15 protein-coding genes and 4 pseudogenes are annotated in these 20693 nt (G+C 61.5%); 7 read left to right on the forward strand and 12 right to left on the reverse strand.

Annotation, left to right across the window (positions count from 1 at the left end; all coding sequences use genetic code 11):
* Positions 1 to 5 precede the first annotated feature (5 nt).
* Positions 6 to 758 carry a 2-keto-4-pentenoate hydratase gene (locus P0D87_RS06605; protein ID WP_051154099.1) on the forward strand — a complete coding sequence of 251 codons (753 nt, stop codon included), beginning with the start codon at positions 6 to 8 and terminating at the stop codon, positions 756 to 758.
* Positions 759 to 872: 114 nt separating this feature from the next.
* Positions 873 to 2366 (forward strand): aldehyde dehydrogenase family protein, encoded by a 1494-nt coding sequence (locus P0D87_RS06610; RefSeq protein WP_006048708.1) that lies wholly within the window; start codon positions 873 to 875, stop codon positions 2364 to 2366.
* A gap of 254 nt (positions 2367 to 2620) precedes the next feature.
* On the opposite strand, the pseudogene P0D87_RS06615 reads toward P0D87_RS06610, so the two are convergent.
* The 3 genes and pseudogenes from P0D87_RS06615 to P0D87_RS06625 form a co-directional block, all read right to left on the reverse strand.
* Positions 2621 to 2915, reverse strand: a pseudogene (locus P0D87_RS06615) (sugar-binding domain-containing protein); the annotation flags it as partial.
* A gap of 925 nt (positions 2916 to 3840) precedes the next feature.
* Positions 3841 to 3996: pseudogene (locus P0D87_RS06620) on the reverse strand (branched-chain amino acid ABC transporter substrate-binding protein); the annotation flags it as partial.
* Positions 3997 to 4137: 141 nt separating this feature from the next.
* A complete protein-coding gene (locus P0D87_RS06625; RefSeq protein WP_053858256.1) occupies positions 4138 to 5067 on the reverse strand; it encodes a LysR family transcriptional regulator in 930 nt (309 codons plus the stop codon).
* Positions 5068 to 5192: 125 nt separating this feature from the next.
* On the opposite strand from P0D87_RS06625, the gene P0D87_RS06630 reads away from it, so the two are divergent.
* The 3 genes and pseudogenes from P0D87_RS06630 to P0D87_RS06640 all read left to right on the forward strand — a co-directional run.
* A complete protein-coding gene (locus P0D87_RS06630; protein ID WP_053858257.1) occupies positions 5193 to 5966 on the forward strand; it encodes an SDR family NAD(P)-dependent oxidoreductase in 774 nt (257 codons plus the stop codon).
* 13 nt (positions 5967 to 5979) lie between these two features.
* A complete protein-coding gene (locus P0D87_RS06635) occupies positions 5980 to 6963 on the forward strand; it encodes an aldo/keto reductase (RefSeq protein WP_053858258.1) in 984 nt (327 codons plus the stop codon).
* Between the two features lie 187 nt (positions 6964 to 7150).
* Positions 7151 to 7258 (forward strand): annotated as a pseudogene (locus P0D87_RS06640) (biotin/lipoyl-containing protein); the annotation flags it as partial.
* 800 nt (positions 7259 to 8058) lie between these two features.
* Here P0D87_RS06640 and P0D87_RS06645 read toward each other — a convergent pair.
* The 4 genes and pseudogenes from P0D87_RS06645 to guaB all read right to left on the reverse strand — a co-directional run bounded on the left by P0D87_RS06645 (position 8059) and on the right by guaB (position 13588).
* Positions 8059 to 9254: pseudogene (locus P0D87_RS06645) on the reverse strand (tyrosine-type recombinase/integrase).
* 219 nt (positions 9255 to 9473) lie between these two features.
* Entirely contained in the window at positions 9474 to 11057 is a 1584-nt protein-coding gene (guaA, locus tag P0D87_RS06650; RefSeq protein WP_006048699.1) for a glutamine-hydrolyzing GMP synthase, read from the reverse strand.
* A 257-nt stretch (positions 11058 to 11314) separates the two neighbouring features.
* Complete coding sequence (locus P0D87_RS06655; RefSeq protein WP_053858260.1) at positions 11315 to 12121, reverse strand: hypothetical protein; 807 nt, start codon at positions 12119 to 12121, stop codon at positions 11315 to 11317.
* Between the two features lie 6 nt (positions 12122 to 12127).
* A complete protein-coding gene (gene guaB, locus P0D87_RS06660) occupies positions 12128 to 13588 on the reverse strand; it encodes an IMP dehydrogenase (RefSeq protein WP_006048697.1) in 1461 nt (486 codons plus the stop codon).
* Between the two features lie 247 nt (positions 13589 to 13835).
* On the opposite strand from guaB, the gene P0D87_RS06665 reads away from it, so the two are divergent.
* A complete protein-coding gene (locus P0D87_RS06665) occupies positions 13836 to 14813 on the forward strand; it encodes a DMT family transporter (protein ID WP_006048696.1) in 978 nt (325 codons plus the stop codon).
* 56 nt (positions 14814 to 14869) lie between these two features.
* On the opposite strand, the gene P0D87_RS06670 is transcribed toward P0D87_RS06665, so the two are convergent.
* Together P0D87_RS06670 and P0D87_RS06675 are read right to left on the reverse strand one after the other, a co-directional pair.
* Positions 14870 to 15202 carry an RnfH family protein gene (locus P0D87_RS06670; protein WP_053858261.1) on the reverse strand — a complete coding sequence of 111 codons (333 nt, stop codon included), beginning with the start codon at positions 15200 to 15202 and terminating at the stop codon, positions 14870 to 14872.
* A complete protein-coding gene (locus P0D87_RS06675; protein ID WP_006048694.1) occupies positions 15199 to 15636 on the reverse strand; it encodes a type II toxin-antitoxin system RatA family toxin in 438 nt (145 codons plus the stop codon). Before P0D87_RS06675 ends, P0D87_RS06670 begins: the two co-directional genes overlap by 4 nt.
* Before the next feature lie 100 nt (positions 15637 to 15736).
* Here P0D87_RS06675 and smpB point away from each other — a divergent pair, with 100 nt between their 5' ends.
* The gene (gene smpB, locus P0D87_RS06680; RefSeq protein WP_006048693.1) at positions 15737 to 16183 is read left to right on the forward strand and encodes an SsrA-binding protein SmpB; all 447 of its coding nucleotides are present in this window, start codon (positions 15737 to 15739) and stop codon (positions 16181 to 16183) included.
* A gap of 133 nt (positions 16184 to 16316) precedes the next feature.
* Here the strand turns inward: smpB and P0D87_RS06685 are convergent, their stop codons facing one another.
* From P0D87_RS06685 to ppsA, 3 genes are all read right to left on the reverse strand, one after another.
* Complete coding sequence (locus P0D87_RS06685) at positions 16317 to 17252, reverse strand: SPFH domain-containing protein (protein WP_053858262.1); 936 nt, start codon at positions 17250 to 17252, stop codon at positions 16317 to 16319.
* 96 nt (positions 17253 to 17348) lie between these two features.
* Positions 17349 to 17804, reverse strand: a complete 456-nt coding sequence (locus P0D87_RS06690; protein WP_029970857.1) for an NfeD family protein — start codon at positions 17802 to 17804, stop codon at positions 17349 to 17351.
* 177 nt (positions 17805 to 17981) lie between these two features.
* Positions 17982 to 20387: a phosphoenolpyruvate synthase gene (gene ppsA, locus P0D87_RS06695; protein ID WP_006048690.1), complete on the reverse strand. Its 2406-nt coding sequence runs from the start codon at positions 20385 to 20387 to the stop codon at positions 17982 to 17984.
* Between the last annotated feature and the right edge of the window lie 306 nt (positions 20388 to 20693).

Raw genomic sequence — 20693 nt, forward strand, 5'->3', positions numbered from 1 at the left:
GGACGATGAAACCCGAAACCATCGCGCATGCGGCGCGGCAGCTCGCCGAGGCGCGCGTCACTCGCTTGCCGCTTGCGGAACTCGATGCGCATGCGGCGCCGCAAAGCGCCGCTGACGTCCACGCGATTCAGGACGCGACCGTCTCGCTGCTCGGCGAACAGGTTGCCGGCTGGAAGGTGACGACTTCGCCTGCGGGCGAATTCGTGCGCGGCGCGATTCTGGGTTCGCGCGTGTTCGCGAGCCCTGCGTCGATCGACGGCGCGCTCGTGCCAATGCGCGCGGTGGAACTGGAGATCGCGTTCCGCTTCGAGCGCGCGTTGCCGCCGCGCGCGCTCGACTACACCTACGACGAGGTCGCCGATGCGGTGAACGCGTTCGTCGCGTTCGAGATCGTCGATTCGCGCTTCACTAGTTATGCGGACGCCCCGTGGCTGCATCGCGCGGCCGACTGCGTGTCGAACGGCGCGTTCGTCGCCGGGGATGCGCGCGCGGACTGGCGCACATTCGATCTGGCGACGCTCGAAGCGCGCTTATCCGTCGGCGATGCCGTGAGGGTTGAGTGCACCGGCGGCCATGCGAGCGGCGACCCGCTCCTGCCGGCCATCGCGCTCGTCAATGCCTTCCGTCGCGATGCGGGTGTGCCGGTCGGGCGGTTCGTAACGACCGGCACGTACACCGGTCTTCAGCGCATTGACAGCGGCGCGCGCGTCACCGGATCGTTCACAGGTTTTGGAACGGTGTCTTTAACGTTCCTCTGAGCGCGCGCAAGTGCGCGGCCAGCGCTGCGCCTATGCGCCGTTCTTTCTCCTTGCGCGCGCTCGTCTGCTGGCGGCGCGTGTACCGCTGTTCTCTTATTCAATGCGGGGACTCAAATGAACGCTGCAAGCTCTTTTCCGCTGCTACCCGAAGTTGCCGAATTTCTCTCGGGCGCGCCGATTGCCTCTGTCATCGGCGGGCGCGATGCGCTCGCACGCGACGGCACCAGTTTCGATACGTTCGATCCAGGCAGTGCGCGCCACCTCGCACAGGTCAGCGCGCTCGGCGGCGCGGATATCGACGACGCGGTGAGCGCCGCCGCGGCCGCGTTTCCCACGTGGTCCGCGCTCGCTGCGAGCGAGCGCGCTGTTCATCTGCATCGGCTCGCGGATGCGCTGGAAGCGCGCAAGCCAATCCTCGCGCAGATAGAGGCGCTCGACGCCGGCAAACTGGTGCGGGCCGCCGAGCAGGACGTGCAGGTGTGCATCGACACACTGCGCTATTTCACGGACATGGCACTGCACGCCACGCGCCGTACGACGCTAGCAGTCTCCGGGTACGACGCATGGACCACGCGCGAGCCGTGGGGCCCGTGCGGCTTCATCTTCCCGTGGAACTTCCCGATCCTGCTGATCGGCTGGGGCGTGCCGCCCGCGCTAGCGGCGGGCAATACCGTCGTCATCAAGCCCGCCGAGGACACGCCCCTGTCGGCGATTTACCTCGCCCGACTCGCACGCGAAATCGGCTTCCCTGACGGCGTCATCAACGTGGTCACCGGACACGGCCAGACGGCAGGCGCCGCGCTCGCCGCACATCCGCGCCTGAAGCGCTTTTCGTTCACTGGGTCGCCGGAGGTCGGACGGCTCGTCGGCGCCGCATGCGGCGCAAACCTCACCCCGTGCAAGCTCGAGCTCGGCGGCAAAGGCGCGGCCGTGGTGTTCGACGACGTCGACATCGACGCAACTGCTGAGAGGCTCGCTATCGCGATTACCACTCACGCGGGCCAGGTGTGTTGTGATGCGACGCGCTGGCTCGTGCACGAACGCATCCATGACCGCTTCGCCGACGCTTGTGCGAAGCGCCTCGCCAAAGTGCGCGTCGGATATCAGATGGATGAAGCGTCGCAGATGGGACCCGTCGTCAATGCGCGGCAGCGCGCCCGGGTGCTCGGTTATCTCGCGCGCGGTCAGGCAGAGGGCGCGCGGGCGCTGCTCGCAGGCGGACCGGCTGACGTGCCGGGTTTCGACGGTTTCTATGTGAAGCCGGCGCTGCTCGCGGGCGACCCCGCGAACGTCGCATCCCGGGAGGAAATCTTCGGACCGGTGGCGTTTCTCACAACGTTTCGCGATGAGGCGCATGCGGTCGAACTCGCTAACGCCACGGACTACGGCCTTGCCAACAGTGTATGGAGCGCAGACCTGCAACGCGCGACGCGGGTTGCGGAAGCGATGGTGGCCGGCAATAGCTGGATTAACGCGCACAACGTGTTTCCGCACGGGGTGCCCTACGGCGGAATCAATAGTAGCGGCATGGGCGGCGGCGTGAACAGTCCGGAAACGCTGTTCGACTACTGGCGCAGCCAGTCGATGGTGCGACCGCGCGCGATCTGAAATCGCAGCGCCAAGCGGCGGCTTGCGATACGGGGTGAGCCCGTTGAGCGCGCCGCGTGCAATTGCACCTTCGGGTGGGGGGATGTGGACCGGCAGCATGAAAACCAGGACGCGCCATCGCGGCCGGTTTGCCGCCTGTCTGCAGCCCGTTTGCAGCCCGTTTGCAGCGGATCGCCTCGCCGGCCGGACAGCGTGCCCGCTTTCCCGTCTACCGATCTGGCGCGGCGGGCGCGTGCACCGGTACACGTAGGTGCTTACGTCGCGCTTGCCGCTTCGGATCCTGCGCCATGCCGAGGCATGGTCGCCGCATCCAGACTCAGCACTGACTGGGCGATCGCCTCGGTCGTCGCGAGCGTGTTAATGGCGCCGGTGCGCAGTGCGCCAAGCACCGCAGTAGTCTCGGTATCTCGCTGGCAACAGCAATAACATTGGGAATGCGCACGAGATCTTCGAACGAGAGCCCGATCACACGGTGCGCAAACGGAGTGCGCGCGGGTGTCCGGCGAGATCGATGAAGTCGTAGCCCATCATGTCGCCCACTGCGCCGAGCTGACGCACAGCAACGATTCCTGCGCTTTGTCCGAACCATCATCGAGAAGCCCATTCGGGTGCGCAAGCTCAGGATAGTAGAGTCGCGTTGCTTGCATGTTGAAAGACATAGTCCCAGCTGATTATCCAGCGAGCGAATCCTCAAACATGAAATTGCGAGCTCACTGACGGAGCTCTTGGAGCACCCTTTTCGTGCCGGTCTCACCGGTTACGGTCTGTAGCCAATGTCTGAACGTTCGAGAGACGCCGAATAGAAACCGCGGCTCATCGCCGTCTGCCGGCCGACGCGGTTGGCGGCATTCGGACCCACCTGCAGCCGTTCAGCTTCGAGCAGTTTCGATGGCCGCTTCCAGGTACGGCGGCGGCTACTGGTATTGCGCTCTCGGCGCACAGACGTCAAGTTTCAGCGATCACAATCTTGTTGCTTTTGGGCAACCGTGCGGGACCGTCTAGAGAAAGCGCTTCGTTACGCCGACAATAACGAAGCACCGAGATCAGACGCTTCTTTTCAATAATATCGAAGGACCAGTGAAAAATAGCAATCGTCGCGTTGGCGCTGTGGCCGGTCGTTAACCGGAAACGGTTTGGCAACACATAAACGCTGACGGTCCCCAGAAGTTGCTGACACAACCAAAAGAAGGATCAAAGAGTGAAGTGGATCATTGTTGGAGGCTTGTGCTTACTGATTTGCGGATGCCAAGGCATCTCGACAGGGGCGATTCGAGAACGATCGGCACTTGTCGATGCGTCAACATCCCGAACGCTCACTGAAGTTGCAACCTGCCTCACCAGCGCATCCAACCTGGAAGAGCTTCGTGGGGGTGGAAGTATGAAGATACTGTCATTCCCCGATTCAAAGGTCATGGAATTTGCCATCGGTGCCATCCAGATGGGAACCTTCAAAAGCTTCTATCTTGTCACGCTGCGCGACATAGGCAAAGGGCGCATAAACCTGTAATGGCTGATGGAAACGCGCCTCGTACTTCCGCGCAAACGCCGCACCGCCAGGCATCTTTTCCAGAGCCATGCCGGCTTCCGGGCAAACGAGGTTATCAGCTGCGGCGCCCGCCAGCCTGGGGAGGAACGAGCCGGCTGCTCACTAACGGCATCGGAGCGCTCGTCCGTCGCATGCGAACGCGTGCGACGGGCAGCATGACGAACATCCACGTCAATGAATCTTTGTCGCAAAGGCAACGGCAGCAATTGGCGGCGCAGGTCCGGCTCACTCACGCGACCTTGAAATCTTCGCGAGTGACTGCTGTTTCCGGATGATATTGATCAAGCTAAGCAACGCCGGGTGGTTGTATCGACGACCACTGTAGTACATATGGAGTGGATCCTCTGCGCACGCATGGTCTTCGAGAACAACTCTCAGGGTACGCCGCGCCAGCTCATCGGCGATTCGAGCCTCGAGTAGATACGCTATACCCATTCCTGCCTTGCACGCGCTAATCGTGGTCGCGGTATCGTTGATCGTGATCGACCCCGGCACTCGGATCGGGGTTGTTTTACCTGCAACGCTGACTTCCCAACGGTAGCTCGAATTGTCACCGAGCAAAAGCTGAAGGCAGTTGTGATCGGCCAGTTCGCTGACGTGACGAGGAGCGCCGTGTTTCTTCAGGTATGCGGGCGACGCGGCCATCACCCATCGCTGCGGGCCGGTAAGCGGCACTGCAATCATGTCTTCGGGAACATGATGACCGTAGCGAATCCCGGCGTCGTATCCTTCTGCAACGATGTCGATCGGCCGGTTGTCGACCACGACCGTAAGCTGCACATCGGGGCACAGGCGTGCGAATTCCGGCAATGCCGGTGCGACCAGCAAGTGGGCGGCATCCGCGAAAACATTCAGGCGTAAAGAGCCGAGTCGCGCGGTACCCGGCGCTTCAAAACTCTCGAGAGCGGAGCCGATCTGATTGAAGCCGTCTTCCAGCCGGGAAGCGAGATCGAGCCCCGCCTCCGTGGGCGAAACCGCCCTGCTCGTCCGGTTAAGCAGCTTCGCGCCCAGGCGGTCTTCCAGCCTCCGCATCGCGTGACTGACTGCTGACGGCGTCTGCCCGAGTTCGATTGCAGTCAGCCGGAAACTCCGGCACCTGACTATCGCAAGAAACAGCCTTAAGTCCGCAAAATCGATCCGGTCGTTCTTTGCCATGATGAATGCAGTTCATCGTTCCAGTGAATCCGTTTCATTCTACGGTATGTAATCATTTTCTTCGTCGAGGACTTTGGGCGCTGCGGCGTATGCCCCGCTCGTGTATATCCATTCGGAGGAATTCCATGCATGGACTTGAGCAACTACAGATCGGCGATCTGAAAGATACGAGAATTTTCGTCACGGGCGGGTCGACTGGAATAGGAGCGGCTGTTGTTCGCGCATTCGCCGCACAGGGCGCGCACGTGGTCGCGCATTTCAACGAGAGCGAAGCGGCTGCGCAAGCGCTGCGTGCGGAATCGCCGGAGCGCATTCATCTTGTCCACGGTGACGTCAGCGAGCCGGGCGAAGCATCACGGGTCGTGAAGGAAGCGGCGCAACTGCTAGGCGGACTCGATGGGCTCATCAATAACGCCGGCGCCATGTTGGGACGGTTGACATCTATAAGCGCCTCCGCCAGCCACTTTGAACGCGTCGTCAATCTGAACGCAAGATCGGTTTGGGAAGCGACCTCGGCCGCCCATCCGTTTCTCAAGGAATCACGTGGTTACGTGATCAATACGTCGTCCGTTGCAGCGCGTACGGGCGGCGGCGCAGGAGCGGTGCTTTACGCGGCTTCAAAAAGCTTTGTCAGCAGTTTGACCCGTGGCCACGCAAAGGAATTTGTACGCGACGGAATCCGGGTCAACGCAGTAGCACCCGGACTTATACAGACGCCGTTCCACGACAAATACACGCCGCCGGAAATCTGGGCGTCGCAGACTGCCACGGTGCCGATGGGCAGAGAAGGCCTACCGGAGGAGTGCGTCGGCGCGTTCCTGTTCCTCGCGTCTCCCGCCATGTCGGGATACATCACGGGGCAGATTATCGAGGTCAACGGCGGACAACTCATGCCATGAACGGAGAATCAAGATGAAACAACGGAAATTCGGACACGCAGAAAAGAGCGTCTCTGAAATCGGGTTTGGAGCGTGGGCCATTGGAGGTTCATGGGGCGACGTCGCCGAGAGTGATGCAAAGGCGGCTCTGCATGCAGCGCTCGATAACGGTACAACCTTCATTGACACCGCCGACGTTTATGGCGACGGCCGCTCGGAGCGGATCATCGCGGACGTGCTCAAGGAACGCTCGGGGCCGCGACCCTTCGTGGCGACCAAGGCCGGGCGGAGACTCGACCCTCACGTCGCACAAGGCTACACCGCAGCGAATCTGAATGCTTTTGTCGACCGGTCCTTGAAGAACCTGGAGATGGAGCGGCTCGATCTCGTACAGCTTCATTGTCCACCGACCGAGGTCTATTACCGGCCGGAGGTTTTCGATGCGATGGACCGCATGATCGCAGCGGGAAAGATCAGCAGCTACGGTGTGTCGGTCGAGAAAGTCGAAGAAGGTCTGAAAGCGATCGAATATCCGGGCGTGAAGTCGGTACAGATCATCTACAACATTTTCAGGCAAAGGCCTGCCCGCTTCATTCAGGAAGCTCGCGACCGAGGAATCGCCGTCATTATCCGGGTACCTCTTGCGTCGGGCCTGCTCACCGGAAAAATGACGCGCGAGACGACGTTTGCGGCCAATGACCATCGCCTTTTCAATCGTAACGGCGAGGCCTTCGACAAGGGCGAGACCTTTGCCGGCGTTCCTTATGACGTCGCGCTGGACGCCGTCGAGGAAATCCGCTCACTCGTACCGCAAAATGCCACGATGGCGCAGTTCGCGCTTCGCTGGATCCTCATGAACGATGGGGTGACGACTGTCATCCCAGGAGCGAAGAACGCGGCGCAAGCCAAAGCAAACTCTGAGGCGAGCGAACTGCCGCCCCTCACAGATTCGGCCATGGAGGTCCTTCGCGCGCTATATCTGAAAAAGATCGCACCGTTTGTCCATCATCAGTGGTAAAGCCTCGCTAACAACTGTTGGACATTGCTTTCCGGTTACCGACCGGAAGCACCGGCAACCAGCCTGGATTCTTGTGCCAGTGGCTTTGACGCTTCAATCAGCTTGGCCCGATCAAGCCAGTCATCAGATGATCGGTCTGTGACCACTATCCGGAGCGCGCACATGCGAGCAACCCGGGGACAAACCTTTCGTTGACGTCGGCCAAGAAGTCAAAACTGGTCAGGCGCTTGACGTCATCGAGGCGATGAAGATGCTTGGAGAGTTGGAATGCGATGTTGAGGGAAGCCGGATATAAGACCGCAGCCGATACCTCGTTACCGCATCACATCAAGATCGACTTGGCAAACCGGGCGGTGTCCATATAAGGCTGTGTGGACCGTTAAGGCGGCTAACGCTCGGCGTTCGACTCAAGCCGCGCACAGGCAAAATGGCAAGCGCCACTATGAACCTTGAGCCCAGGATGTGCTGGCGCATCACCCGACTGACGGTCGCTCGAACGACGGTTCCTGTGGCGTCCATTGGCCTCCCGGGCGCCGGGTCGCTTTCAGCGATACTCATGCGCCGACCGAATATTGCTAGAGCCGATTGAGTGGTCGCTCTAGGTAGTTTACTGGCGCTCGATGTACCGTTTTCAGCCGCCTCGGGAAAAACTCAGCCTCAAACGAAAAAAGCTATATGGACATGCGTCCATAAGGCCCTGATTGCCTTGGTGGGAGAAAGAGAATCTTAACCTCCTACCAGCTGCAGCTCGTGCAAGGTACAGATCGCCGCAACCATACGAGCCTGACCGGCGGCTTCGCGGCACAGGAACAATTTCAACAAACGAACAGCATCCTCTGAAATCCAGTCGTTTTGCGTATACACGTACGTATAACAGACGAGACACTACTGAATTTTCTGTTTGAAAACAGTTGTTTCCACACTACACTCGAGTCCTCTCCTGGCACCAAGCAATGTTTGGAAGGATAAATAGGAGTCCGACTCATCAAGAAAAATTTTTCGACGTACTACCAAATTCTGTTTCTTGCCGTCCAGCGTCAAACATGGCGATTCAAGTGCAAACGGGTACATTCTTGAGCACACAGAAGTTCGAGCTCAAGCGATGTACTCACGAGTCTTGGCTGGCTGCGCCAGCGCTAGGACGCTCGCCTTTGGATTCGTAGCAATCCAGCCGTCGAGCATATCTGCCCACGCCTGGAGCATCGCCCACCTCTGCTCTGCATACTCTGCCTTGTTGTAGACCGCGCGCACGCCACGCTGTTCATGAGCGAGGCATTTCTCGATCCAGTCGGTGTTGAACTCTGCTTCGTGCAAGAGCGTGCTGGCCGTCCGACGCAGATCATGTACCGTGAAAGGATCGGAATCTGTCCCGTCGTCGCGTATCAGCTTGACGGTGCTGTCAATGACGCGGTTCAGAGTCGCCATACTTATTGGGGAGGCCGTCTCATAGCGGCCGGGATGCACGTATGAACTCGCTCCGAAGCACGTCTTGAATGCGACCAGAATGTCCAGAGCCTATTGGCTCAGATAGACAATGTGGGGGCGACCGGCCTTCATCCGTTCCTTCGGAATTGTCCAGACTGCGGCGTCGAAATCTATCTCACCCCACATCGCCAGAATGAACTCGGACTTGCGCACCAGCGTGAGCAGCATGAACCTGATAGCAAGGCGCAGCGTAGGCATCGTCGGCGTCTGTCCAATGCACTGAAAAACACATGGATTTCAGCAGGCGACAGCGTCCGATCGCGCGGCTTGAAGCTGGCGATCGCAGACGGGCGGATGGCCTCCGCAGGATTGTCCACCTTTAGTCCCCGTGCCTGCACGAAACGGTAAACCTGCAGAACGATGTCACGCGCCTGCGCGGCAGGGGCAGCAGCGCCCCTCTCCTTGATCTTCGCGCAGCGCGCCATCAGTCGTGCGGGCGTGATCTCTTCCAACTTCAGCCGGCCAAATTCCGAAGCGAGATTCCGCTCGTATACCGATTTGCGCATCGCCCGTGTGGAGTCGGCAAGAGCAGTCTCCACAAAGTATTTCTCCGCCCACTTACCAAACGTCAGCGCCTCGATAGCCATTCCGAATCCGAGTTCGTCTGGCCTGCGTGGCCTCCGTGCGGAAAGTGATGGATCGTAGCGGCCTATAACCAGGGTTTCCCGGCGACCGTTCACCCGGTAGTCGTACCGGAAGCTCACCGTGCCTGAAGGCGTCACTGCCGCATATAGCCAGCGCTGATCGGCAATCTTAAAGATCTTCTGAGCCGGCTTCAGCGCTCGTAACTGCATGTCTGTGAGCATAGGGACTCCTCGAACGTATACCGTCAACCAATACCGTCAGGCTGATTCGACGGTATCGGACAAGGCCGTCCGAGGAAGAAATGTCGGTACCGTCACCTATACCGACATTTCTATCTGGCATTGCCCGGATCACAGTAGACCACACCGGACAATAACCCCATGTTTTAAGGAAAAACATGGAAAATCGGACCTCTCCGAACGACTTGGGAGCAGTCTAAATCACTCCCACTCAATCGTCGCCGGCGGCTTCCCCGAAATGTCGTACACCACCCGGTTAATCCCGCGCACTTCATTAATAATGCGGTTCGACACATGCCCCAGCAACTCGTGCGGCAGATGCGCCCAATGCGCGGTCATGAAGTCGAGCGTCTGCACCGCGCGCAGCGCGACCACATACTCGTAAGTCCGGCCGTCGCCCATCACGCCGACGCTCTTCACCGGCAGAAACACCGCGAACGCCTGGCTCGTCAAATCGTACCAGGACTTGCCGGTTTCCTTGTCGATGAACGTGCGCAGCGTCTCGATGAAAATCGCGTCCGCGCGACGCAGCAGGTCCGCAAACTCGCGCTTCACTTCGCCGAGAATCCGCACGCCCAGGCCGGGACCGGGGAACGGATGGCGATACACCATGGCCGGCGGCAGACCGAGCTTCACGCCCAGTTCGCGCACTTCGTCCTTGAACAGTTCGCGCAGCGGCTCGAGCAGCTTCAGGTTCAGCGTCTCCGGCAGGCCGCCCACGTTGTGGTGGCTCTTGATGGTCTGCGTCGCCTTCTTGCCCTTGCCCGCCGATTCGATCACGTCCGGATAGATCGTGCCTTGCGCGAGCCACTTTGCGTCGGTCAGCTTGCCGGCTTCCGTCTGGAACACTTCGACGAATTCCGCGCCGATGATCTTGCGCTTCGCTTCCGGATCGGTCACGCCTTCGAGCTTGCGCAGGAACACATCGCTCGCGTCGACGTGAATCACCTTCACGCCCAGGTGATCCGCGAACGTGGCCATGACCTGTTCGGCTTCGTTCAGGCGCAACAGGCCATGATCGACGAACACGCACGTCAGTTGATCGCCGATCGCGCGATGCAACAGCGCCGCCGCGACCGACGAATCCACGCCGCCCGACAGACCCAGAATCACATGCTCGTTACCGACCTGCTCGCGAATCTTCGCGACCGCCTCGTCGATGTAATGCCCCATTTCCCAATCGGGACGCGCGCCGCAAATCTGCAGCACGAAGCGCTCGAGCATCGCGCGGCCTTGCACGGTGTGCGTGACTTCCGGGTGCCATTGCAGACCGTAGAAATGGCGCTGCTCATCGGCCATCGCGGCGATCGGGCACGATTCCGTCGATGCCATCAGCGCGAACCCCGGCGGCATCTCCAGCACCTTGTCGCCGTGGCTCATCCACACCTTCAGCATGCCGTGGCCTTCGGGCGTCGTGAAGTCGCTGATGCCTTCGAGCAGGCTCGTGTGATTGCGCGCGCGCACTTCGGCATAACCGAACTCACGCAGATGGCCGATGTCGACCCGGCCGCCGAGTTGCTCGGCCATGGCCTGCATGCCGTAGCAGATGCCGAGCACGGGCACGCCGAGTTCGAACACCACTTGCGGCACGCGCGGCGTGTCGGTTTCAGTGACCGAGCTCGGTCCGCCCGACAGGATCACGCCCTTCGGCGCAAAGTCGCGGATGAACGAAGCATCGACGTCATACGGATGGATTTCCGAATACACGTTGGCTTCGCGAACGCGACGTGCAATCAGTTGGGTGACTTGCGAACCGAAGTCGAGGATCAGGATCTTGTCATGCATGGCAGCGGACGATGTCAAAAGTGAGCGGATACGGAATGCCGCGCGTACGGCGCGGCGTTGAATTCAAAGCGGTCCACGAGGGAACAAACGGCCGGGGCTTGCGACGGTGAAGCGCAGCGGCGAGAAAGCGGAACGCGATGCTGATGCCCGCGTGACGTTCGCTCGTTGCACCCGAAGCCACAACATGGGTCACCAGGCTGCGGTGCGGCGCGCGTGCGGATTCCGGTTGCTTCGGCAAACGAGTCGCGCGCGGCCCGTCAACCATGGAACGGAGGCCGTGGCGCATTCGCGGCGTCGTCGGCGGCATTGCGGGCATCGTCGCGTGCGGCAGCAGCTTCAGCGCGTGCCGCTCGCTCCGATGGGCTCAGCACTTCGCCCGTCGTGGCATGCAAATGGGCGGAGGTCGTCGGGTTGACCGACGGTGCTTCGGACGCCGCGGGCACCACAGGCACCACAGGCGCCACGCCAGGCCTTGCAACCGGATCAACGCCACGACCGATAACAGGCTCAACCACCGGCTCCGCGTGATACACCGGAAACCCCGCCGTAGCCGGCACAACCGGTTCACGGCGATTCGCCTCGAGGTTCGCGGCGTTTTTGGCGGCGTCTTTTGCGGCCTGCTTTTCGGCGCGCTCAGCAGCAACAGCCTCAGCGACGCGCAACTTCTCGCGCCGCCGCACCGCGCCCGACAAACGCACGCCGCCAAGACCGAGCACCAGCAGCACGACACCGGTCAGCACCGCGACGATCTGCCCAAACGCGCTCAGCGACGGCGTATGCAGCCCGAGCAGCCACACCAGCATGAGCACGCCGGTCAGCCAGTTCACATGGCCGACCACACGTGCCACCGACGAAGTCAGCGCCCCGTCGATCGACGCATGCAACGCAAGCCAGGCGAGCCCGATGAGCGCCAGGCCAAACGCCTGGCCGACAAGAGCCGGCTGCGTCTGCACCAACAGCAGCGCGTTGTACAACGACGTCCAGGGCGTCAGCAGGAACAGCAAGCCGAACGCGAGCAGCAACAGCGCATCGACAATCAGTACAGCGCGCAGCAATGGCTTCATTGGCGTTTAGTCCACGTGGTAGTTGGGCGCTTCCTTGGTGATCTGAACATCGTGCACGTGCGACTCGCGCAAACCCGCGCCCGTGATCTGCACGAACTCGGCCTTCTCGTTCATCTCGGCAATCGTGCGGCAGCCGCAGTAGCCCATGCTCGCGCGCACGCCGCCGATCAACTGGAACAGGATCGCGTTCACGGAACCCTTATAAGCGACGCGGCCTTCGATGCCTTCCGGCACCAGCTTGTCGATATTCGCCGAGTTGTCCTGGAAGTAGCGGTCCGCCGCGCCGTCCTTCATTGCGCCGACCGAGCCCATGCCGCGGTACGACTTGTACTGGCGGCCTTGATAGAGGAACACGTCGCCCGGCGCTTCTTCCGTGCCGGCGAACATGCTGCCCATCATGACGGCGTTCGCGCCCGCTGCCAGCGCCTTGCTGACGTCGCCCGAGAAACGCACGCCGCCGTCTGCGATGACCGGCACGCCCGTGCCCTTCAGCGCTTCCGACACGTTCGCGATTGCCGTGACCTGCGGCACGCCGACACCGGCGACGATTCGCGTCGTGCAGATCGAGCCCGGGCCGATGCCGACCTTCACGCCGTCCGCGCCGTATTCGACGAGCGCCTTGGCCGCCGCTGCGGTGGCGATGTTGCCGCCGATCACTTCGACGTGCGGGAAGTTCTGCTTGACCCAGCGCACGCGCTCCAGCACGCCCTTGCTGTGGCCATGCGCGGTGTCGACGACGATCACGTCCACGCCCGCCTGGACCAGCAGTTCGACGCGCTCTTCGTTGTCCGCGCCGACGCCGACGGCCGCGCCCGCGCGCAGCTTGCCGTGCTCGTCCTTACAGGCGTCCGGGTGTTCGGTCTGCTTGGTGATGTCTTTCACCGTCATCAGGCCGCGCAGCTCGAATGCGTCGTTGATGACCAGCACGCGCTCGAGGCGGTGGCTGTGCATCAGCGCCTTGGCCTCGGCGAGCGACGTGCCTTCCTTGACGGTCACGAGGCGCTCGCGCGGCGTCATGATGCTGCGCACCGGCTCGTCCAGACGCTCCTCGAAACGCAGGTCGCGGTTGGTCACGATACCGATCAGCTGCGAGCCTTCCACCACCGGAAAGCCGGAAATGCCATGCTGCTGCGACAGCGCGATGACGTCGCGCACCTTCATTTGCGGCGGCACCGTGATCGGATCGCGCACCACGCCTGACTCGAACCGCTTGACCTTGGCCACTTCACGCGCCTGCTCGGCAGCCGTGAGGTTCTTGTGGATGATGCCGACGCCGCCCATTTGCGCCATCGCAATGGCGAGACGGGCTTCGGTGACGGTGTCCATGGCGGCGGACACGAGCGGCATATTCAGGGAGATGTTGCGGGTCAGCCGGGTCTTGAGGCTGGTGTCGCGCGGCAGAACATCGGAGAAGGCCGGGACGAGGAGCACGTCATCGAACGTGAGTGCTGTTTGGATCAGACGCATGGCAAATCCTATAGGCGCAAAAGCGAATTATACGCGATACCTCCCCGCTTTTCACTGCGCGAACAGCAGCTTAGCGAATTTCGGGCGCATTTTTTCGTGGCTTTTACACCCTTGATTTCGCTTCGCCGTTCGCCTCGGGTTCGATCGCGTTTCGTTTGCTCGGGCCCGAATGCAGAATCAAACAAGACGCCTCTCGCGCCGGCCGGCTACGCTTGCGACCATTCCAGTTTTCTCGCAGGAGCAGTCGATGCAGCGCGGTGTCGCCTATGGAGTCATGGCCGGAGCCCTATGGGGCATGGTGTTTCTGGTCCCGCGCGTGCTGCCGGATTTTTCGCCGCTGTTGCTGTCGGCCGGCCGCTACACGATGTACGGCGTGGTCGCGCTCGCAGCGGCGTTGCCCACGGCGCGTTCGCTGCTGAAGCGCCTGACTCGCGAGGACCTCGTCGCGCTCGTCAAGCTCGCGCTGGGCGGCAATCTCCTGTACTACCTGCTGCTGACGGCGGCGGTGCACCTCGTCGGCATCGCGCCGGCGTCGCTGATCGTCGGCGTATTGCCGGTGACGGTCACGCTGATGGGCCGAGGCGACCGCGGCGCGGTGCCGCTCGCGCGCCTCGCGTGGCCGCTTGCGGTCGTGATGGCGGGCATCGTCTGCATCAATATCGACGTCTTCACGGCCGCCGACGGCACGCCCGCCGGCGTCCTGACGAAGCTGCTCGGCCTTGCCTGCGCGGTCGGCGCGCTCGGCTGCTGGACGTGGTTCGCGGTCGAGAACACCCGCTACCTGCAACGGCACACGCATTTCAGCGGCAACGAGTGGTCCGTGCTGTGGGGCGTCGTGACGGGCGCGCTCGGCGCCGCGCTGTGGCTCGCGATCGCCGCGCTGCCGCCGGGCGGCCCGCAGGGCGAACTCGCGCAAAGCCGCTGGCACAGCTTCTGGGCGCTCAATCTGGTTCTCGCGATCGGCGCGTCATGGCTTGGCAACGGCCTGTGGAATGCGGCGTCGAAGCGGCTGCCGTTGACGCTTTCCGGTCAGATGATCGTGTTTGAAACGCTGTTCGCGCTGCTCTACGCGTTCATTTACGACGAGCGCCTGCCGCGGCCGCTCGAACTCGCCGCGATTCTGTTGCTGGTGGCGGGCGTGTGCTGGTCGGTGCGTCAGCATGCGGACGACGATTCCGGCGGCACTGCGCCGGTCGAAGAAAAGGCTCAGGGTTCGGCGCCCTAGCACGCACGGTCCACGGGCCGCCCCGCATTGCAGCCCGCACCGAGCAACCTACCCGCCTAACGCGAATCCTTGTTCTGCCAGCGACGTCCTTCGATCGAGCCCGCCTTGCGGGTCTTCTCGACGCGACGCTGGCGTGACACCTTCGGGTCCACGAGCAGCGGCCGGTAGATCTCGACGCGGTCGTGATCGGCGAGCACCGTGTCGAGCGGCTTGAGCTTGCCGAATACGCCGAACTTTTGCGTCCCGAGATCGATCTGAGGAAAACGCTGAAGAATGCCGCTTGCCTCGATAGCCTGTGCGAGCGTGGCGCCCGCCGGCAATTGCACGTCGACGAGCGCCTGTTCGTTCGCGAGCGCATAACAGACCTGGACGGACAGACGCTCGCTCATGCCTTGCCGTAGCGCTGGTCCGCGCGCTTCACGAAAGATTCGACGAATGTATTGGCGATGTGATTGAACACCGGCCCGATGATCTTTTCGAGGATGATGTTGGTGAACTCGTAGTGCAGCGCGAACTCGATCTTGCAGGCGTCCGCGCGCAGCGGCGTGAAGCGCCAGAAGCCGGTGAACTTGCGAAACGGCCCGTCGGCGAATTCCATGTCGATGCGGGTGGGCCGCTCCATGCTGTTGCGCGTCGCAAAGTGCTGCTTGATGCCCTTGAAATTGATGTCGATCTTCGCCTCCATGCTGGTATCGTCCCGATGACGGACCTCGACGCCTCCGCACCAGGGCAGGAAGTTCGGGTAATCGGCGACGTCGGTGACGAGGTCGAACATCTGTTCCGCCGAATGGCGGATCAACACGGTTTTCTGGACATCTGCCATAAATTGAACAGCACGTGGCAAGGGTGGACGGGCGCGGCGGGCTTTCCTTGCCCCGCTTTGCTAAAATCGTGATTTTAAACGAGTTGGGCACTTTCCATTCATGAGCATTATCGACAACAGAAAAGCGTTCTACGACTACTCGGTCGAAGAACGTTACGAAGCAGGGCTCGTGCTCGAAGGATGGGAGGTCAAGGCGCTGCGCGCCGGGCGCGGCCAGATCAAGGAAGGTTACGTCGTGATCAAGAACGGCGAGCTGTTCCTGATCGGCACGCACATCAGCCCGCTGCCCGAAGCCTCGACCCACATCAACCCCGACCCTGTGCGCACGCGCAAGCTCCTTTTGCACAGCGAAGAAATCAGCAAGCTGATCGGCAAGGTGGAACAGCGCGGCTACACGCTCGTGCCGCTGAATTTTCACTACAAGGGCGGCCGCGTCAAATGCGAGATCGGCCTCGCCAAGGGCAAGAAGATGCACGACAAGCGCGAAACCGAGAAAAAGCGCGACTGGGAGCGCGAAAAGGCGCGTTTGATGCGCTCGCCGACCTGAGTTTTGCGCGGGCGTTTGCCGCGACGCTGCCAGAGCAGTGTTTGCCGAGCACGATGAAAATGGCCCGCTTGCTGCGGGCCATTTTTTTACCAGCGATGGCGCAACGGCGCCCAACGCAAAAACCAACGCGCGCTCAGCGCGCCTCCGCCACCCCGCTCTTGCCCTTGTTCACGATGGCCAGCGCCGAAGCGATCATCGAACTCATATCCGCGAGATTGCCTGGCACGATCAGCGTGGTGCCCTGCTTCGCCAGATTGCCGAACGCGTTCACGTATTGCTCGGCGACCTTCAGGTTTACCGCCTCCATGCCGCCATGCGACTGAATCGCAGCAGCAATCTTCTGGATGGCTTGCGAATTGGCCTCGGCAACCGCAAGAATCGCCGCGGCCTGCCCTTGCGCCTGGTTGATCGCCGCCTGCCGCTCGCCTTCCGATTTCTGGATTGCCGCCTCGCGCCCGCCGGACGCGATGTTGATCTGCTCCTGCTTGCGCCCTTCCGAAGCTGCAATCAACGCGCGCTTTTCGCGCTCGGCGGTAATTTGCGCCTGCATCGCGTGAAGGATTTCCTTCGGCGGTGTCAGATCCTTGATCTCATAGCGTAGGACTTTGACGCCCCAGTTCGCCGCTGCTTCATCGAGTGACGAGACGATGCTGTGATTGATGAAGTCGCGCTCCTCGAAAGTCTTGTCGAGTTCGAGCTTGCCGATCACCGAGCGCAGCGTGGTCTGCGACAACTGCGTGATCGCGAACACAAAGTTGCTCGATCCATACGACGCCTTCATCGGATCGGTCACCTGGAAATACAGCACGCCGTCCACCTGCAACTGCGTGTTGTCGCGCGTGATGCAGACCTGGCTCGGCACTTCGAGCGGAATTTCCTTGAGAATGTGCTTGTACGCGATCCGGTCGACGAAAGGAAACGCGAAGCTCAGGCCCGGCGTGAGCGTGCGGTGATAGCGGCCGAGCCGCTCCAGCACCCACGCATGCTGCTGCGGCACGATCTTGATGGTCTGCGCCGCCAGCACGATCACAATGACGAGCAGCACCGCCCCGATAATGGTCGAATCCATTTACGCCCTCCAATCTTTAGTTGGTTTGATTAGTTAGTTTGGTTAACTAGTTCGGTTGACTGGTTTGGATTAAGCAAGTCAGCGCATTTCCGACGCTTACCGCGTATTGACATGATGCGTCGCGGGCCGCTTCGCCGCGACCACAAGACAACTGCCGTGCAGTTCGATGATTTCGTAGGTTTGGGCGTCTTCGGGCTCGCCGGGCGCGAGCTCCGCGTCCCATTGCGCGCCGCGATAGCTGACCCGCGCGCGACGCTCGTGCCACGCGGGCACGCTGAGCGTCTGCCCGATGTCGAGATTGACGTCCGGATTCGCGGACGCTTCCTTGCGCGTCCTGCGGCCAAAGCGCGAACGCTTGAGCACAAACACGGCCGCCAGCGCGACGACCGCGGCAACGGCGAACTGCACGTCGGCGGCGGCGCCCGCAATATGCGCGATAGCCGCCGCGACGCAACCGAGCGCGATCATCAGCAGATAGAACGTGCCGCTGAGCAATTCCAGCACGACCAGCACGCCCGCCCCGACCCACCAGAACAATCCCCCTGGCGCCACGTCGACCTCCACAAAGCAAAACACCCCGGATCTACCGGGGTGTTTATAGCACGAAGCGCGGACAAATTACCGGCATTCAGGACGCGCTTCACTGCGCCGCTGACGCGCGTTTGACGCGCCGTTGATATGCCGCACTCTTCGTTATGCGTGCCGCTTAGGACGCGGCACGCCGCACGCTTACTTCGTCGACGATTTCGCCAACTGCTGCCACGTCTCGATGATCGTGTCAGGGTTCAGCGAGATCGACTTGATGCCTTCATCCGTCAGCCATTGCGCGAAGTCCGGATGATCCGACGGACCCTGACCGCAGATGCCGACGTACTTGTCCAGACGCAGGCACGTTTCAATTGCGCGCTTCAACATGAACTTGACCGCCGGATCGCGTTCGTCGAAATCGACCGCCAGCAGTTCCATGCCGGAGTCGCGGTCGAGGCCGAGCGTGAGCTGCGTCAGGTCGTTCGAACCGATCGAGAAGCCGTCGAAATATTGCAGGAACTCTTCGGCGAGAATCGCATTCGACGGCACTTCGCACATCATGATGAGACGCAGCCCTTTCTCGCCGCGCTTCAGGCCGAACTTCTCCAGCAAGCCGACCACGCGCTCCGCCTGCTTCAGCGTACGCACGAACGGCACCATGATCTCGACGTTGTCGAGGCCCATCTCTTCGCGCACCTTCTTCAGCGCGACGCATTCCATCTGGAACGCTTCGGCGAAGTCTTCGGCGATGTAGCGCGACGCGCCGCGGAAGCCCAGCATCGGATTCTCTTCGTCCGGCTCGTAGCGCGAACCGCCGATCAGCTTCTTGTACTCGTTCGACTTGAAGTCCGACAGACGCACGATCACAGGCTTCGGATAAAAGGCCGCGGCGATCGTCGCGATACCTTCGGTCAGCTTGTCGACGTAGAACGCGCGCGGCGACGCGTGACCGCGAGCGACGCTTTCCACGGCCTTCTTCAGGTCCTGGTCGATGTTCGGGTACTCGAGAATCGCCTTCGGATGAACCCCGATGTTGTTGTTGATGATGAACTCGAGACGCGCGAGACCGACGCCCGCGTTCGGCAGTTGCGAGAAGTCGAAAGCCAGTTGCGGGTTGCCGACGTTCATCATGATCTTCACCGGAATGGGCGGCAGTTCGCCGCGCTGCACTTCGGTAATTTCCGTTTCGAGCAGGCCGTCGTAGATCTTGCCTTCGTCGCCTTCCGCGCACGAAACCGTGACGAGCGCGCCATCCTTCAGCACGTCGGTCGCGTCGCCGCAGCCGACCACGGCCGGCACGCCCAGCTCACGCGCGATGATTGCCGCGTGGCACGTGCGGCCGCCACGATTCGTGACGATTGCGGACGCGCGCTTCATGACCGGCTCCCAGTTCGGGTCGGTCATGTCGGCGACCAGCACGTCGCCCGGCTGCACACGGTCCATTTCCGACGGATCGTGAATCACGCGCACCGGACCCGCGCCGATCTTCTGGCCGATCGCGCGGCCGGTAGCCAGAACGTTCGATTGACCTTTCAGCTTGAAGCGCTGCTCGGCCTTGCCCGTCGCCTGGCTCTTCACCGTTTCGGGACGCGCCTGCAAGATAAAGATCTTGCCGTCGCGGCCGTCCTTGCCCCACTCGATGTCCATCGGACGCTGGTAGTGCTTTTCGATGATGACCGCGTATTTCGCGAGTTCGATCACGTCTTCGTCGGTGATCGAGAAGCGGTTGCGCTGCTCGTGCGTCACGTCGACGGTCTTCACGCGGCCTTCTTCACCGGCCTTCGTGAACTCCATCTTGATGAGCTTCGAGCCGATCGAGCGGCGGATGATCGGATACTTGCCTTGCGCGAGCGTGGTCTTGTAGACGTAGAACTCGTCCGGATTCACCGCGCCTTGCACGACCGTTTCGCCGAGACCGTAGCTCGACGTGATGAACACCGCGTCCTTGAAGCCCGATTCCGTGTCGAGCGTGAACATCACGCCGGCCGCGCCGACGTCCGAGCGCACCATGCGCTGCACGCCGGCCGACAACGCGACTTCAGCATGCGTGAAGCCCTTGTGGACGCGATAGGAAATAGCGCGGTCGTTGTAGAGCGACGCGAACACGTGCTTCATGCGATCGAGCACGTCTTCGATACCGACCACGTTGAGGTAGCTTTCCTGCTGACCCGCGAACGATGCGTCCGGCAAGTCTTCCGCCGTTGCCGACGAACGCACGGCAAACGACAGCTCTTCAGGCGAGCTGTTTTGAAGCGTGTCGAAGCCCGCGCGAATGTCGGCTTCGAGTTGCGGCTGCATGGGAGCGTCGACGATCCATTGACGGATCTCCTTGCCCGCTTCGGCAAGCGCCTTCACGTCGTCGACGTCGAGCGTCTCGAGACGTTGGGCGATGCGTTCCGTCAGGTTGTTGTGATGCAGGAAGTCACGGAAAGCCAGTGCCGTCGTGGCGAAACCGGTCGGCACGCGCACGCCGGCTTCGGCGAGCTGACTGATCATCTCGCCTAGCGACGCGTTCTTGCCGCCGACAATCTCCACATCGGTCATCCGCAACTGCTCGAACGGAACTACATACGCCTTATCCTTTGCGACGGTAACTGCGTTAGTCATACAAGCCCCTAAGTGTGAAAGAAATTCACGGCTGTGCAAGTGGGCTCGAACGCGAGACGCTCATTGGAAGCGTGAGCTCGCGTCTTGCACAACCTGTTGGAGAAGCAATCGCTTGTGGCGCCGCGCGGGTTCGGGCTTGCGCTCCCGTTCCACACGAAGAAGGCGAATCGACGCATTTAGCGCCCGATCAATCGCGATCCGCCCGCTTTAGCACCAGATAACATCGCGTTGAACGACCGTTCGCAGCGAGTTAGACGCCAATCGCCTGCAATTGCTTATCCAACAGGTTGCCGCTATTCTACCGTG

Origin of the sequence: Paraburkholderia sp. RL17-368-BIF-A (genome assembly GCF_046054045.1) — a bacterium.
GTDB classification, from domain to species: Bacteria; Pseudomonadota; Gammaproteobacteria; order Burkholderiales; family Burkholderiaceae; genus Paraburkholderia; species Paraburkholderia graminis.

What these genes read in the sequence shown, in the direction of transcription:
- P0D87_RS06605 (WP_051154099.1), top strand. Translation starts at nt 6, where the DNA reads ATGAAACCCGAAACCATCGCGCATGCGGCGCGGCAGCTCGCCGAGGCG.
- P0D87_RS06610 (WP_006048708.1), top strand. Translation starts at nt 873, where the DNA reads ATGAACGCTGCAAGCTCTTTTCCGCTGCTACCCGAAGTTGCCGAATTT.
- P0D87_RS06625 (WP_053858256.1), bottom strand. Translation starts at nt 5,067, where the DNA reads ATGGCAAAGAACGACCGGATCGATTTTGCGGACTTAAGGCTGTTTCTT.
- P0D87_RS06630 (WP_053858257.1), top strand. Translation starts at nt 5,193, where the DNA reads ATGCATGGACTTGAGCAACTACAGATCGGCGATCTGAAAGATACGAGA.
- P0D87_RS06635 (WP_053858258.1), top strand. Translation starts at nt 5,980, where the DNA reads ATGAAACAACGGAAATTCGGACACGCAGAAAAGAGCGTCTCTGAAATC.
- guaA (WP_006048699.1), bottom strand. Translation starts at nt 11,057, where the DNA reads ATGCATGACAAGATCCTGATCCTCGACTTCGGTTCGCAAGTCACCCAA.
- P0D87_RS06655 (WP_053858260.1), bottom strand. Translation starts at nt 12,121, where the DNA reads ATGAAGCCATTGCTGCGCGCTGTACTGATTGTCGATGCGCTGTTGCTG.
- guaB (WP_006048697.1), bottom strand. Translation starts at nt 13,588, where the DNA reads ATGCGTCTGATCCAAACAGCACTCACGTTCGATGACGTGCTCCTCGTC.
- P0D87_RS06665 (WP_006048696.1), top strand. Translation starts at nt 13,836, where the DNA reads ATGCAGCGCGGTGTCGCCTATGGAGTCATGGCCGGAGCCCTATGGGGC.
- P0D87_RS06670 (WP_053858261.1), bottom strand. Translation starts at nt 15,202, where the DNA reads ATGAGCGAGCGTCTGTCCGTCCAGGTCTGTTATGCGCTCGCGAACGAA.
- P0D87_RS06675 (WP_006048694.1), bottom strand. Translation starts at nt 15,636, where the DNA reads ATGGCAGATGTCCAGAAAACCGTGTTGATCCGCCATTCGGCGGAACAG.
- smpB (WP_006048693.1), top strand. Translation starts at nt 15,737, where the DNA reads ATGAGCATTATCGACAACAGAAAAGCGTTCTACGACTACTCGGTCGAA.
- P0D87_RS06685 (WP_053858262.1), bottom strand. Translation starts at nt 17,252, where the DNA reads ATGGATTCGACCATTATCGGGGCGGTGCTGCTCGTCATTGTGATCGTG.
- ppsA (WP_006048690.1), bottom strand. Translation starts at nt 20,387, where the DNA reads ATGACTAACGCAGTTACCGTCGCAAAGGATAAGGCGTATGTAGTTCCG.